This window comes from Limosilactobacillus frumenti DSM 13145 (assembly GCF_001436045.1).
GTDB classification, from domain to species: domain Bacteria; phylum Bacillota; class Bacilli; order Lactobacillales; family Lactobacillaceae; genus Limosilactobacillus; species Limosilactobacillus frumenti.
The window spans coordinates 1-13,436 of sequence record NZ_AZER01000013.1; the positions used below are offsets into that span (position 1 = coordinate 1).

12 protein-coding genes and 1 riboswitch are annotated in these 13,436 nt (G+C 43.6%); of the genes, 8 read left to right on the forward strand and 4 right to left on the reverse strand.

What is annotated here, in order from left to right; translation table 11 throughout:
* Window positions 1-370: 370 nt before the first annotated feature.
* Window positions 371-1,837, forward strand: a complete 1,467-nt coding sequence (locus tag FD27_RS02190) for an amino acid permease (protein WP_057748845.1) — start codon at window positions 371-373, stop codon at window positions 1,835-1,837.
* Window positions 1,838-1,917: 80 nt separating this feature from the next.
* Here FD27_RS02190 and nhaC read toward each other — a convergent pair whose 3' ends face one another.
* Together nhaC and FD27_RS02200 are read right to left on the reverse strand one after the other, a co-directional pair.
* On the reverse strand, window positions 1,918-3,303 hold the full coding sequence (gene nhaC / locus FD27_RS02195; RefSeq protein WP_057748849.1) for a Na+/H+ antiporter NhaC: 1,386 nt from the start codon (window positions 3,301-3,303) through the stop codon (window positions 1,918-1,920).
* A 386-nt stretch (window positions 3,304-3,689) separates the two neighbouring features.
* Window positions 3,690-5,012, reverse strand: a complete 1,323-nt coding sequence (locus tag FD27_RS02200; RefSeq protein WP_413230734.1) for a nucleobase:cation symporter-2 family protein — start codon at window positions 5,010-5,012, stop codon at window positions 3,690-3,692.
* Between the two features lie 41 nt (window positions 5,013-5,053).
* A riboswitch (purine riboswitch) is annotated at window positions 5,054-5,152 on the reverse strand.
* Between the two features lie 98 nt (window positions 5,153-5,250).
* On the opposite strand from FD27_RS02200, the gene FD27_RS02205 reads away from it, so the two are divergent.
* A complete protein-coding gene (locus FD27_RS02205) occupies window positions 5,251-6,681 on the forward strand; it encodes a C69 family dipeptidase (RefSeq protein ID WP_057748855.1) in 1,431 nt (476 codons plus the stop codon).
* A 91-nt stretch (window positions 6,682-6,772) separates the two neighbouring features.
* Window positions 6,773-7,894, forward strand: coding sequence for an aminotransferase (locus FD27_RS02210; RefSeq protein WP_057748858.1), 1,122 nt, complete (start codon window positions 6,773-6,775; stop codon window positions 7,892-7,894).
* A gap of 34 nt (window positions 7,895-7,928) precedes the next feature.
* Here FD27_RS02210 and FD27_RS02215 read toward each other — a convergent pair whose 3' ends face one another.
* Window positions 7,929-8,846, reverse strand: a complete 918-nt coding sequence (locus tag FD27_RS02215) for a magnesium transporter CorA family protein (RefSeq protein WP_057748860.1) — start codon at window positions 8,844-8,846, stop codon at window positions 7,929-7,931.
* Window positions 8,847-8,996: 150 nt separating this feature from the next.
* Between FD27_RS02215 and FD27_RS02220 the strand changes: the two genes are divergently transcribed.
* Genes FD27_RS02220 through trxA form a run of 5 tightly spaced genes read left to right on the forward strand, consistent with a single transcriptional unit; the run spans window position 8,997 to window position 11,993 of the window.
* On the forward strand, window positions 8,997-9,974 hold the full coding sequence (locus FD27_RS02220; RefSeq protein WP_057748863.1) for a linear amide C-N hydrolase: 978 nt from the start codon (window positions 8,997-8,999) through the stop codon (window positions 9,972-9,974).
* Window positions 9,975-9,990: 16 nt separating this feature from the next.
* Window positions 9,991-10,119, forward strand: coding sequence for a hypothetical protein (locus FD27_RS08990; RefSeq protein WP_268872914.1), 129 nt, complete (start codon window positions 9,991-9,993; stop codon window positions 10,117-10,119).
* Window positions 10,120-10,135: 16 nt separating this feature from the next.
* A complete protein-coding gene (locus tag FD27_RS02225) occupies window positions 10,136-10,900 on the forward strand; it encodes an RluA family pseudouridine synthase (RefSeq protein ID WP_235802996.1) in 765 nt (254 codons plus the stop codon).
* Window positions 10,901-11,701, forward strand: a complete 801-nt coding sequence (locus tag FD27_RS02230) for a TerC family protein (protein ID WP_057748869.1) — start codon at window positions 10,901-10,903, stop codon at window positions 11,699-11,701.
* Complete coding sequence (gene trxA / locus FD27_RS02235) at window positions 11,679-11,993, forward strand: thioredoxin (RefSeq protein WP_057748874.1); 315 nt, start codon at window positions 11,679-11,681, stop codon at window positions 11,991-11,993. Before FD27_RS02230 ends, trxA begins: the two co-directional genes overlap by 23 nt.
* A 48-nt stretch (window positions 11,994-12,041) precedes the next feature.
* Here trxA and FD27_RS02240 read toward each other — a convergent pair whose 3' ends face one another.
* Window positions 12,042-13,370 carry an MATE family efflux transporter gene (locus FD27_RS02240; RefSeq protein WP_057748877.1) on the reverse strand — a complete coding sequence of 443 codons (1,329 nt, stop codon included), beginning with the start codon at window positions 13,368-13,370 and terminating at the stop codon, window positions 12,042-12,044.
* Between the last annotated feature and the right edge of the window lie 66 nt (window positions 13,371-13,436).

Here is a 13,436-nt window from a genome sequence, read left to right on the forward strand (position 1 = left end):
CTTTCAGATTTCACAAAGTCCTATTTAGAATTTACACCAATTATACGGACATAACCAAAAATTCATTTGAATTATCTCCTCGTGCTTATTTGAATATTTATGAAGTAACGTGAATTTATAGAACGTCTTTATTATAGTTCACAGTAAAGCAATAAGCGTTAATAATTCGTGTTAAAAGCCGCGTTATCGGATAAAAAACCGGTTTTGTCTAATAAAATTGCAAATTTGTGAATTCTTTTACGAGGCTTTTTGTGGCTTTTTGTGGCTTTTTGAAGGTCCTTCTTAGAATAAATAATGTGAAAACGTTTTCGAACGCTGCATAATTACCATAAACGAAATTGACTTAGATATCAGGAAGGGATGGCTAAGAATGGTAAAGCAGGATCACATTAAACAGAAAGTTGGCCTGGGAGGCTTAACCGGGCTGGTTGTTGGTGGAACGATTGGTTCAGGGATCTTTGCACTGCCAGCAACAGTTACAGCCGGTGCTAACCCTGAAGCTATTTTAATTGGTTGGGCAATTGTTGCCATTGGGATGTTCTCATTAGCTGGTGTTTATCGAAACCTGACGTTACAACAGCCTGACATTGATGATGGTATTTATGGTTGGTCGAAACACCTCTTTGGACACCTTGGTGGTTTCATTGCTAACTACGGACACGGCATTGGGGATGCCGTTGGGGATGCTTCCTATCTGACGGTTTTGTTTTCCGCCTTTGGTTCATTCGGCATTTTCTCATTCTTTGGGAACGGAACAACCTGGCCGTCAATCATTGCCGCCTCAATTGTTCTCTGGTGTGTCACTGCACTAGTAATGCACGGTGTTAAAACTGATACCATGATGAACAACATTACGACGATTGCGAAGGTTATTCCAATTGCGATGTTTATTATTCTGGCAATTTTGAACTTTAACCCGCATACCTTTATGGCTCACTTTAATTCTACAGCTGTTTACAGCGTTTCTGCGGGTCACTGGACCCATGTTTCCATTTTTGATCAAAGTAAAACGGTTTTACTGTCTGCAATGTGGACTTTGATTGGGATTGAATCTGGAACAATTTTTGCTACCCGTGCCAAGAAGTTATCTGATGTTGCAAAAGCTACGACAATCGGTGCCGTAATTGTTATTATTCTGTTAGTTGGTACTTCTGTTTTGTCACTAGGATTAATGGCACCAAGTAAGATTAGTGCCTTGCATGACCCTTCAATGGCCGGCCTAATGGCATCAATGACCGGTGCTTGGGGTGGTTACTTAATTGATATCTGCCTGATCATTGCCGTTACTGGTGCATTAATTGCCTGGGTTGATATGTGTTCTGAAGAATTACGTTTGCCAGGACGGGGTGGCTCTGCTACTGTTTGGCTCGACCAACTAAACAAGAATGAAGCGCCTTCCAACGCTCTCTGGGTAACTTCTGGTCTGACCCAAGTCCTGATGATCATTGCCGGAATTTACTCTGCCGGATACGCTGTTCTGCTGAAGTTCTCGACTTCACTGTCAATTGTCCCATATCTCTTTGTTGCTCTGTACGCATTGAAGAGTGTTATCAAGGGAACTGGTTTTGAAAACCGGCCGACCCATGAACGGATCACCTCTGGTATCTTAGCTGTCTTAGCCGTTGCCTTTGCCCTCTTCATGGTCTTTGGTGCCGGATTACGTTACTTGCTTCTGGCTGCCATTGTTTGGATGACTGGTTTCTGGTTCTTCTACAAGGGTAAGAAGGAACAGCATATCAAATTCACCACTACTGAAAAGGTCTGCTGGACGATCATTGCCTTAATGGCATTAGCTGGCTTAATTGGTCTCTTCACCGGTAAGTTAGTAGTGGGCTAATTGTATTAATACTCTTGAAAATGAAAAAAGATCGAACTGCAAAATGCAGCTCGATCTTTTTCGTTAATTAGGTTTGTAAGTTAGTTCTTAGCGGTTTTATGACCAGCAGCCCACTTAAGACCAATTCCGGAAAATCCAGAAATGATGGAGAAAATTGGTGAGCAGATACTGAAGAAGACAAATGGTAAGAAGTGCATAACTGGGATACTAAGTGTTGAAGCAGTGAATAGTCCAGCAACACCCCATGGGATTAAGTAGTTAATAACGGATCCACCATCTTCCAGAACCCGTGACAAGGCCAATGGAGAAAGCTTCATATCATGGAAGGCTTCTTTGAAGGCCCGACCAGGAAGAATAACTGACAGGTATTGTTCACCAACAAAGAGGTTAACACCAATCCCTGAAAGAATAGTTGTAGTAATTAAACTACCTGCACTGTGCAAGTGCTTAACCAGTGGTTCCATTGCTGATTGAACAACATGGAACTGCATCAAGATCCCACCAAGGGAAAGAGTAACAATGATTAAGGAAACTGTTCCCATCATGCTAGTGATTCCACCACGAGAAAGTAAAGCATTAACAGAAGCATCACTTGTATGAGCGACAAAGCCATCACTTAAGAGGGAGGTCAATGCCTTGAGGGAAGTATGTGGTGCTTGGCAGAAGATCATTACAACCGTCACGATAATGTTGATGAATAGAGTGGCAATAGCTGGAATGTGACGCCATGCGCAAGCAAACATCAACAGGATTGGCAACAGGGCCCACCAAGAAACAGGGAAGTCTTGTTGGAGAATTGCTGTCGTGTGGGCAATCTTAGTAGAACTCATTGATGAAGCAGAAGAGCCGAGAATCCAGAACAGGATAAATGAAACGATAAATGATGGAATTGTTGACCACATCATATTCTTAATGTGTTCGAACAGGTCACTTCCAGCAATTGCGGAAGCAAGGTTGGTGGAGTCGGAAAGAGGTGACATCTTATCACCAAAGACCGCTCCAGAGACAATTGCACCGGCCAATAATGGAAGGCTAATCCCCATTGCTGATCCGACAGCGAAGAGGGCTAACCCAATGGTTGAAATAGTCGTGAAACCAGAACCGATAGACAGACCAACCAATGAGCAAACGATAAAGGTTGATGGAACAAACCATTTAGCTGAGATTAGTTTGAAGCCAACCACCATGATTGATGGAATGATTCCGGCTTTGATCCAGACAGCGATCAGGGCCCCAATCAAGATGAAAATAAAGATTGGAATAATTGCTGTGCTGATCCCATCTTGGATCCCTTTGTGAACATCGTCCCAACTAGCGCCACGTAATTTGGCCCAGAACATAATTAAAGCGATAACAAATAATACTGGAATTTGTGGGGATAATTCAAACTTAATAACTGCTGTCCCCAAAATAACTAACATAATCACTAAAATAGTGATCGCTTCACTAAATTTAACGTTCTTCATTTTTAACAACTCCTTTTTAAATTAAGACTAATTAATTCATAAAAGTGAGTTGATAACGAATAATTCCGCCACAATTTTCCATGTTTATCCTCCTAACAAAAAATCCCGCTGATGTTAAAAACATCAACGGGACGATCGAATTAACCGCGGTACCACCCAGCTACGTATAATTATTTATACGCTCTCGTATCAGGTGGTAACGACACTGACTGGGGTCGGACAATTATTAGAACCGCGATAATTCGTAAATCTTCGCCTGACCGGTTCACACATCCCCACCGGCTCTCTGAACACCGAACGAAGTAACTACTGTAACGATAATTGTTGGTATTATAGTAGCGTGACTCTATGAGATTGTCAACACTTTTATTAAAAAATAATGAGATTTAGTTTTTAGCCGGCTTTTCTTTACCATAACCATTGAAGAGGAGGTTTAGTAAGACAGCGGCTAAGCTACCGACAACCACCCCGTTACCAAGGATGATTTGGGCTTCTGTAGGTAAGAATTGGAAAATGTGCGGGTACATCGTTACCCCAAGTCCCAGGCCAACTGAGACAGAAGCCACGAGGATGTTGCCATTATCAGTAAAGTCAACTTTATGCAGGATTTGGATTCCTTGGACACCAACGATTCCAAACATCACAATCATTGCACCACCCAAGACAGGGTTCGGAATAATGGTTGCTAATGCCCCAACCTTAGGAAGTAAGCCTAATACTAACAGCATGAAGGCAGCGTAATAAACCGGCCGACGTGTTTTAACACCAGACATCCGTAAAACCCCGACATTTTCAGAGAAAGTAGAATATGGGAAAGTATTGAACAGGCCACCGAGAACCGCTGCAATTCCTTCAGCCCGGTAACCACGCTCGATATCCTTAGTGCTTAATTCACGACCAGTAACGTCTGCAAGGGCAAAGAACACTCCAGTGGATTCAATCATGGTCGTTAGAGAAACCAGAATCATCGTGATCATGGCCGAGCCATTAAAATGGGGGATACCGAAGAAAAATAGTTGCGGAGCATGTAACCAGGCAGCTTCGCGCACTGGATTAAGGGATACTAAACCCATTGCCCCAGCGATAAATGAACTGATCAGGATCCCTAAAAGGATTGCGATGGAGCGCAAAAATCCTTTTGCCCAGGCATTGAGACACAAGATGATGGCAATGGTGATAAAACCAACGATGAGGTTCTTGGGATCACCAAAGGAATGAGCAGTGGGGTCACCACCACCTAAGTCTTGGAAACCAACCGGTACCAGGGTGAACCCGATGATAGTAATTAAAGAGCCAGTGACCACTGGTGGAAAGAGCTTCTTTAATTTGGAAAAGACGCCCGCAATCAAGAATACAAAGATACCGGCCGCAATAATGGCACCGTACATATAGGTGATACCCAGCTTGGACCCGATTGATTCCAATGGAGTAACGGCTTGAACGGCGCATCCAAGCACAACGGGCAGGCCAATTCCGGTCAGGGCAGTTTGCTTCAGTTGCAAAAGGGTCGCGATCCCACACATGAAGATATCGATGGAAACCAGGTAAGTCATTTGCAAGGTTGAAAAATGCAAATAGTTCCCGATCAGTAAGGGAACCAGAACATCTCCTGAATACATTGCCAGCAGGTGCTGGAAGCCGAGAATAAAATCGCGCCACGAAAAGAAGCGGCCTTTATTAGTAGTTGCTACTGATTGTTCGTCCACAATAATCCTCCCAATAAAAAATCCCTACTTGAGCAAATCAAGTAGGGAATCATCGATTTGCTTATAGTCCAGAGTTTACGGCTCTGGGTAGAAACTCGCCGACCATATTACGGCATTATATAGGCATTAGTGATTGTAATCCTATCACCTGACGACGGTTCGTGCAAGTGTAATGATGGGAACAGTGGTATGATAATAGTAATTGTTTCTAATAATAATTTAATGGAAGGATGCGACGATAATGAGTCGAGCAAAGCTGAGTTCGTGTACAGCCATGTTAGTTGGTAAGGGTGCGTCGATCGATGGTTCAACCATGATTGCCCGGAACGAAGATTACTATGACGGGGTTAACCCGAAAACATTCCAGGTATATCCAGCTAAGGATTATACGGGAGAACATTTTGTTTCCACCTATGATGGACTGGAAATTGATTTGAATGGTCAAGGTTGCCGTTTTACCGCTACGACGAATGGTGATATTCATCATGGCCGCTGGGATGAGCAGGGTATTAATGAATACAATGTGGCCATGTCCGCTTCAGAAACGGAAATGACCAATCCCCGGGTACTCGGTCATGATCCGCTAGTAGAGAACGGAGTCGATGAAGACTCGATGATCTACTTGGTATTGCCATTTGTTAAAACTGCCCGTGAAGGTGTTCAACGGCTTGGTAGTTTGATCGAAAGATACGGCACCGGTGAATCTAATGGGATTGCTTTTTCTGATAAAGATGAAGTTTGGTACTTTGAAACAGCTGGCGGTCACCAGTGGGTTGCCGAACGGATTCCAGACAACGCTTATGCTATTTGTCCAAACATCATGGTGATTGAAGAAATTGACTTTGATGATCCAGACCACTTTATGTATGCTGATGGCATTAAGGAGTTTGTGGAAAAATACCACTTGAATCCATATGATGCTGGTTTTAACTTCCGGCGGATTTTTGGAACTAATGACGAAGCGGACCAATACTACAATACTCCACGGACTTGGTACGGCCACAAATTGTTTACTCCTTCCCACCAGTACGAACCAACAAGCTTGGACATTCCATTCTTTGAACGCCCCGATAAAAAAATTGCCGTTGAAGACGTCGAATTCTTCCTGTCATCACACTACAATGGCACCCCTTATGACCCAACTGGTTCCTACGCTTCAGGGGATGCAAACGACCAACGTAAGTTCCGTTCCATTGCCCTAGACCGGAACCAAAGCTCGTGCATTATGCAAATCCGGAATGATGTACCAGCTGAATACGCTGCTATCCAATGGATTAATTTTGGCTTCTTTGCATATAGTCCATACGTTCCATTCTTCACTAATATTAATGACACGCCAACTGCTTACAACCATGCTGGCAATGAAGTTGATGATTCTGCATATTGGTTGCAGAAGCGTCTCGAAGTCCTAGTCGAACCACACTATCATGACTACATTAACGAAGTGTTAGCTTTCCGGGATGAATGCCAGAGCTTTGGCGTCGGCCAGGTCGACAAGCTGACGGCGGGTGCCGCGGGAAAGAATGGTCAAGCATTGACTGACTACTTAACTGCCGGTAATGATCAATCAGCTGACCACGCTATTAAGGCAACCAAGAAGTTGATGAACTTGCTAATTCATCACGCCCTACTGAATTCCAAGTTCCAGTTTGAACGTGGTGATAACTATTAAACAACGCATTATTAACGGGTGCTAGAAGTCAAAAGAGCTTTTTCTAGTACCCGTTTTTTGATATAAAATTGATAAGAAGGGGGCGAAAAGGATGGTTGAAATCGCACCATTTGGTGTTGAAGCATGGTTAAATAAGTGGGAGAAGAGTGCCCAATACGATATTTCGCAAAGCACCATTGCTTCTTTAACGATGAATGAACTACTCAATCTTGATGGGCATAACGGTCAAGAATTCTACCAAATGCTTGACCGGCAAAAGATGAACTACGGCTGGATTGAAGGTTCACCAGAATTTAAACACGAGGTTGCTAAATTATACGACCACGTTGATCCTGACAACATTCTTCAAACAAACGGGGCTACCGGTGCAAACCTTTTGGCCTTGTACGCCCTAGTTAAATCTGGTGATCACGTCATTTCTGAGTATCCGTCTTATCAGCAGCTTTACGACATACCGCGTTCTTTGGGTGCGGATGTTGACCTGTGGAAGATTCACGAAGCAGATCAATGGTATCCAGATATTGAAGAGTTGAAGCAGCTAATTCGGCCAGACACTAAGCTCATTTGTTTGAATAATGCTAATAATCCAACCGGGACAATTCTTAGTCGCACCTTTTTGGAACAAGTGGTCAACATTGCCAAGTCAGTTGGTGCCTATGTTTTAGTTGATGAAGTGTACTTGCCATTAAATCATCCAGAACGATTCACATCTATTGTCGACCTTTATGATAAGGGGATTGCTACCAACTCTTTATCCAAGACATATTCGATGCCTGGTATTCGAATTGGCTGGACGGCCACCAACGCCCAGTTAGCTGACTTGTTTCGGAAATTCCGCGACTACACAATGATTTGTGGTGGTGTTTTCAATGACCAAGCAGCAACCTATGTTTTGCGGCACCGCGATCAAGTGTTGGCGCGCAATCGGAAATTAGTGTTGGGCAATCTAGCAATTTATCGGGACTGGATCGCTCATGAAGAACGGGCCAGTGTTGTGATGCCTGAAGCTGTTTCAACATCATTCCCCAAACTGGATGTGCCAGTTGATATACGAAGTTTCTGTCGCGGCCTGTTACATGATGAAGGAGTGTTATTAGTGCCCGGTGATGCTTTTGATACACCAGCTCATGTCCGTCTCGGATATTGTGCACCGGAAGCAACATTGCGCGCGGGATTAACACGTTTATCTAAATACCTTCATCAATATGACTAAATAAAAAGCGGAGCACAATATGCTCCGCTTTTTATTATTTCCACCATTTCCGCGTCATCATAAAGATTGCACATAGTAACATCAGCAAAATAGTCACAATGAGAGTGAAGATCCATGACCACCAATCGTTCGCAACTGGAAGTTTAACGTTTTCACCGTAGAAACCAGAAACAATCGTGGGGATGGAAAGGACAATCGAATAAATAGTCAGGTACTTCATCGTTTGGTTTAGGTCACTATCCAATACTTTACTGTAGGCATTAGAGACCCGTGCGGAAACGTCAGAGGTCATCTGGGCCATTTCTAGACCTTGTTGTGCTTCAACGATCACGTCATCAAGGTCATTCTGCTGACGGGATGACATTTTATTGGACATCCGTCGTTTGAATTCCTCTAGTAATGAAACGTTTCCCTTAAGTGAAGTCAAGATATAAACCAAACCAGTTTCAATTTCCATGAATTCACCAATGGCTTTCCGTCCGATCCGATGTTGAATATTACGTTGGATCATTTGCCGCTGTTGGTCAACGCGTCGCAATGGACCAAAGTATTCCGTTGAGAGGCGGTAAAGGACTGCCATCACCAAGCTAAGCTTTTCAACGACACTATCGTGGTGTCCTAGTTGTTTCAATTGATTAGCAATAATACCATTAACAAAGTTGGTTTTGGCATTTGTAAAGGTAATTAAATTATTGGCTGTGATCATTAAACCGATTGGAGCCGTCTGTGGTGCCGTTACCGCGTGAGTTGGCACGTAAACATCGAATATTAACAGGGTGACACCGGCATCGGGATCGACTTCCACTCGGGCCTTTTCATAGGGGTCAATAGCGTAATCAAGCAACTCTTGAGTAACCTCGTATTTTTGAATTAAATCTCGCCGTTCGTGAGGAAGAGGTTCAAAGACACTAATCCACCAGCTGTGAGCATTAATTCGTTGCTTGCTCATCATCGCTATCATCTCCTTAAAAGCACTTATAAATCTATTCAACTATTTTCAGAGATAAAAGTAAAGCATGTTCACCGTGTCAAGGCAAAATTGACGATATTTCCCGGGAAATCAGATATACTGGAACGAGGATTACGAACGGGAGGGACATTCATGTGCACAAGCATTTATCAAGTCACTGATAATCATACGCATTTGTTAGCGCGGACCATGGATTGGCCAGTACTGGCAGTTTCGCCACTGTTTGTGCCGCGTCGGTTTCAATGGGCAACAGCCTTTGATCACCGAGTCTATACCAATAAGTATGCCTTAATCGGTGGCGGTAGTTTGTCTTCCACCAGAATTGATGTTTCCGATGGGGTAAATGAACACGGCTTGATGGCTCAAAAGCTCACATTTGCGAATGGTGCTCATTACGTCGATAACCGTCATGCCAATAAAGTCCAGTTAGCAGCCTACGAATTTATTTTCTGGGTACTAGGTAATTTTAAAACAATCGATGAACTAGAAGCCCACCTTGATGAAGTGGAACTAATGAGCGAATTGCATAGTGACACGAAGTATGGCAAACCAGAACTTCACTTTGCCTTAGCCGATAAAACAGGACGGATAGTGGTCATCGAGCCAACAACTAACCCAATGCAAGTGATTAACAATCCACTCGGCGTTGTTACCAATAGTCCGCATTTTGCTAAACAACTGGCACAAATGAATGACTATGTAGAATTTACTTCTGCATTCAAAGCCGGTCGGGTGCCATTAAATACTCCCCGGGTAACCACTGGACGGCTTTCCGGTAAAACCAATCCACCTGGCTATTACTCACCAAGTGCCCGCTTTATCCGGGCTGCTTACTTAAAGGAACGGGCTGACGTGCCAGCCGATGAGAAAGAGGGCTTAATTTCTGAATGGCATCTTTTAGATAGCGTGACCGTTCCGCAAAATTCACGTCATCAGCGCACCTATTCTGTTTATCGTGCAGTTACTGTGGCCGAAAGCCGTTCTTACTATTTCCAGTCATATCACCGTGGCGATATTACCAAACTGCAGCTAACTGATAATATGTTAACGTGGACGAAGCCCAAGGTTTACCACGTTCCAGATCGTTTAACGGTTCGTGAGGTGAAGTAGTAATGGAACATACACGATGGCAGTTAACGGAACCGGTCAGGATATCCCAGGGCGGTCAGCCTTTACGGTCATTACTACAAAGAACATGGCTAATACCAAAACGATTGGTTCACTACCTCCGAATCCGTCGCAATGTAGTAGTTAATAATCAATATCACCCGATGAATCACGTGGTTCAACCTGGGGACGTGATTCAGATGACTTTTCAGGGCGATGAATTTCGAACCCCCACTGCTAACCAGTATGTGCCAACACTACATTCCCAACTTGGTATTTTATTTGAAAACCGTGATTTACTGGTGGTCAATAAGCCCCGAGGGCAAAAGACGCACCCTAATGATGACGGCGAGACGGGAACTTTAATGAATGATGCTGCTGGCTATCTTGGTGGCCAAGCCTATATGGTTCACCGGATCGATAAGCAAACTAGCGGGGCAATCATTATTGCTAAAAATCCAGTGGTTGTGCCAGTCTTAGATCGCCTCATTGCAGCCGGCAAAATTCACCGGGAGTACTTAGCAGTTGTGGATGGCTTTTTGCAAGGTGCTGGACAATGGCAGTGGCCAATTGGTGATGATCCATCAGATCCATGGCGGCGAAAGGTCGATGGTAAAGGTGCACAACGGGCGGTTACCCATTACCAGACGATTGTGGCAAATCACGATCATTCACTTGTTTGCTTGCGTTTAGAAACAGGACGGACTCATCAGTTGCGTGTTCATCTGGCACACAGTGGACACCCGATTGTCGGGGATCCAATTTACAATCCTAGTTCGCCAGCGGGGATGTTATTACATGCTGCTCACCAGCAGTTAATCGTCCCGTTTAGCATGCAAAATATGGTTATTGATGCACCGCTCCCTGATTATTTTGCCCAGACTCTGGTAAAATATAACCTAGAATATAAAAACAAAGGAGACAGCTGATTGTCACTTTTAAATCAATTATATGGTCCCTTCTTTGATGGTCATAACTGGGAAACAGTGATTACGTCCGGACAGGACTGGTTAGTAATCCTCTCCTTGGTATTAATTGAATGCCTATTGTCCGTTGATAATGCGATTGTTTTGGCGGCCCAGACCAGAGTCTTGCCAAGCCTGAAGGAACAGGAAGAATCCCTCTTCTATGGTATTTGGGGATCCTATATTTTCCGGTTCTTAGTGATTGGAATTGGAACCTACTTGATTAACTTCTGGGAAATCAAAGTCATTGGTTCACTTTACTTGATGTACCTTGTTTATCGTTTTTTTGCTAGTAAACTAAAACACCAAGCTAAACAAACAAAGGTCCATCCTAAAATGCGTAACCGTCACCTTACCGGACGACGGTTGTTCTGGTCAGTTGTTGCTCAAATTGAAATGATGGACATTATTTTCTCCATTGATTCTGTCCTGGCATCATTGGCCATTTCTAGCAACCCAGTAATTGTCCTGATTGGTGGAATGATTGGGATTGCCTGCATGCGGGGCGTCGCTGAAATAATCATGCGTTTGATGCGGAAGATTCCAGAATTGGAACCAATGGCGTATGTATTGATCTTTATTATTGCTATTAAACTTTTCCTGACGATTCCGGCAATTGACATTGAAATTCCATCTGGTCAGTTTGGAATTTTTGTTGTCGGAGTATTTATCGTGACGCTAGTTGCTCACTTTATCCGGAATCCAAAGGGGAAAGGCGATCAACCAACGAAGGAGGATCAAAATGATCGAAGCAACCGCAAATGATTTTAATGAGAGTGTTGCCGGTCCATTAACGGTCGTCGATTTCTGGGCACCGTGGTGTGGACCATGCAAGATGATGGCACCGATTATGGAAAAACTGGAACAACAGTATGATAGTGACATCAAATTCGTCAAAATGAATGTTGATGGTAATCAGGAGATCGCCCAACGCTACAAGGTGATGTCCATTCCATCACTCGTCCTCTTCAGGGATGGGGTTGCTAAAGAAAAAGTTACTGGAGTTTACCCAGAAGCAAAGTTAGCTCATTATTTTGAACGTAAAATCAATGAATAAATGCAAAACCGTTAGTAGGGCAATAAACATTACCTACTAACGGTTTTCCTATTTTTGATTAAAGTGTGGTTCATAAATCTTATAGAAAATAAGGCTCAGAATTAACGTCAGAACATCTGAACAAGCCTGGGCAGCTATAATCCCAGTATATCCAAAGAAGTGGGCGAGAATGGCAATGGAAAAGCCAAAGATCAGCCCTTGACGACTAAAGGATAGCCAGAATGCGGGGGCAGCTTTTCCCATTGACTGAAAGGCGGTAGTGAATACCAAGATGATACCAGCCAGAGTGGTCGTCAATGACAGCCAGCGAAGCATTAATCCCCCTTCATGGACAATCGTTGGATCAGACATGAAGAGTCGGATGACATTGGGGGCAAAGATCAGCAGAACAATCGTTAAGACGATGTTCAATGCGGAAATCACAAAGAGGTCAAAGTGAATGGTTTCGTAAAACCGCTTTTGGTTTTTGGCCCCATAGGCATAACCGATTAATGGCTGCGCCCCGAAGGCAAAGCCGACCATAATCATGACGATAATTGAGTTAGCTTTCATGGCGATCCCCATTGCAGCAACGCTGCTGGCACCGTATGAAATCAGGTAACGGTTAGTCAAGGCTGTCGCAAATGAAACCATGATGTTGGTAATTGATGCGGGGATCCCAATTGCATATATTTGCAATTGCAGGCGACCACTGATTTTAGTTTCGTGAATCGAAGTTGTCAGTTTCTTACTCTTGGTTCTTAGGTAGTAGACTAAGATCACATCAGCAATCACGCTGGAAGTAACAGTAGCTAAAGCCGACCCCGCAGCTCCTAATCCGCATGTAAAGATGAAGATAGGATTCAGGAAAATATTAATTATCGTTCCGGCCATGGAGCCGATCATGGATTGAATAGCTAATCCTTCCGTTCGCAGAATATTGTTTGGCGAAAGACTAAAAATAATAAAAGTAGACCCGCCAGCAATAACTAAGTAATATTCTCGGGCATATTTCCAGGTAGCGGGGGAAGCTCCTAACAGGTGCAGAATAGGCGTTTGAAAGACAAATAGTAGTAGGGTCACAATTAATCCGCAGGCGATGGAGTAATAGAAGCAATATCCGGAGACATTCCGTGCAATCTTATCCTTGTGTTCACCAAAGAGACGGGAAATTAAGGAACTACCGCCTAGACCAAAGATGTCACCAAGGGCAATCATTAAGGTAAAAATTGGGGCACCTTGGGATCCCCCCGCCACTAGGTTAGGATTACCGGTTTTCGAAACAAAGAAGGTATCAACCAAGTTATACACGAGCGTAACGGCCATACTCAGTACGACCGGTAAAGCGAGTGTAAAATAGGCCCGCTTGATTGACATATTTTCAAACAAATTATCCATTATATAAACTCCCTAAAATACAAAACGGGTCGCAAATCATTGCACCCGTTAAAGATATAGTCAACA

Coding starts and splice junctions, on each gene's coding strand:
- FD27_RS02190 (WP_057748845.1), top strand. CDS start 371: ATGGTAAAGCAGGATCACATTAAACAGAAAGTTGGCCTGGGAGGCTTA.
- nhaC (WP_057748849.1), bottom strand. CDS start 3,303: ATGAAGAACGTTAAATTTAGTGAAGCGATCACTATTTTAGTGATTATG.
- FD27_RS02205 (WP_057748855.1), top strand. CDS start 5,251: ATGAGTCGAGCAAAGCTGAGTTCGTGTACAGCCATGTTAGTTGGTAAG.
- FD27_RS02210 (WP_057748858.1), top strand. CDS start 6,773: ATGGTTGAAATCGCACCATTTGGTGTTGAAGCATGGTTAAATAAGTGG.
- FD27_RS02215 (WP_057748860.1), bottom strand. CDS start 8,846: ATGATGAGCAAGCAACGAATTAATGCTCACAGCTGGTGGATTAGTGTC.
- FD27_RS02220 (WP_057748863.1), top strand. CDS start 8,997: ATGTGCACAAGCATTTATCAAGTCACTGATAATCATACGCATTTGTTA.
- FD27_RS08990 (WP_268872914.1), top strand. CDS start 9,991: ATGGCAGTTAACGGAACCGGTCAGGATATCCCAGGGCGGTCAGCCTTT.
- FD27_RS02225 (WP_235802996.1), top strand. CDS start 10,136: ATGAATCACGTGGTTCAACCTGGGGACGTGATTCAGATGACTTTTCAG.
- trxA (WP_057748874.1), top strand. CDS start 11,679: ATGATCGAAGCAACCGCAAATGATTTTAATGAGAGTGTTGCCGGTCCA.
- FD27_RS02240 (WP_057748877.1), bottom strand. CDS start 13,370: ATGGATAATTTGTTTGAAAATATGTCAATCAAGCGGGCCTATTTTACA.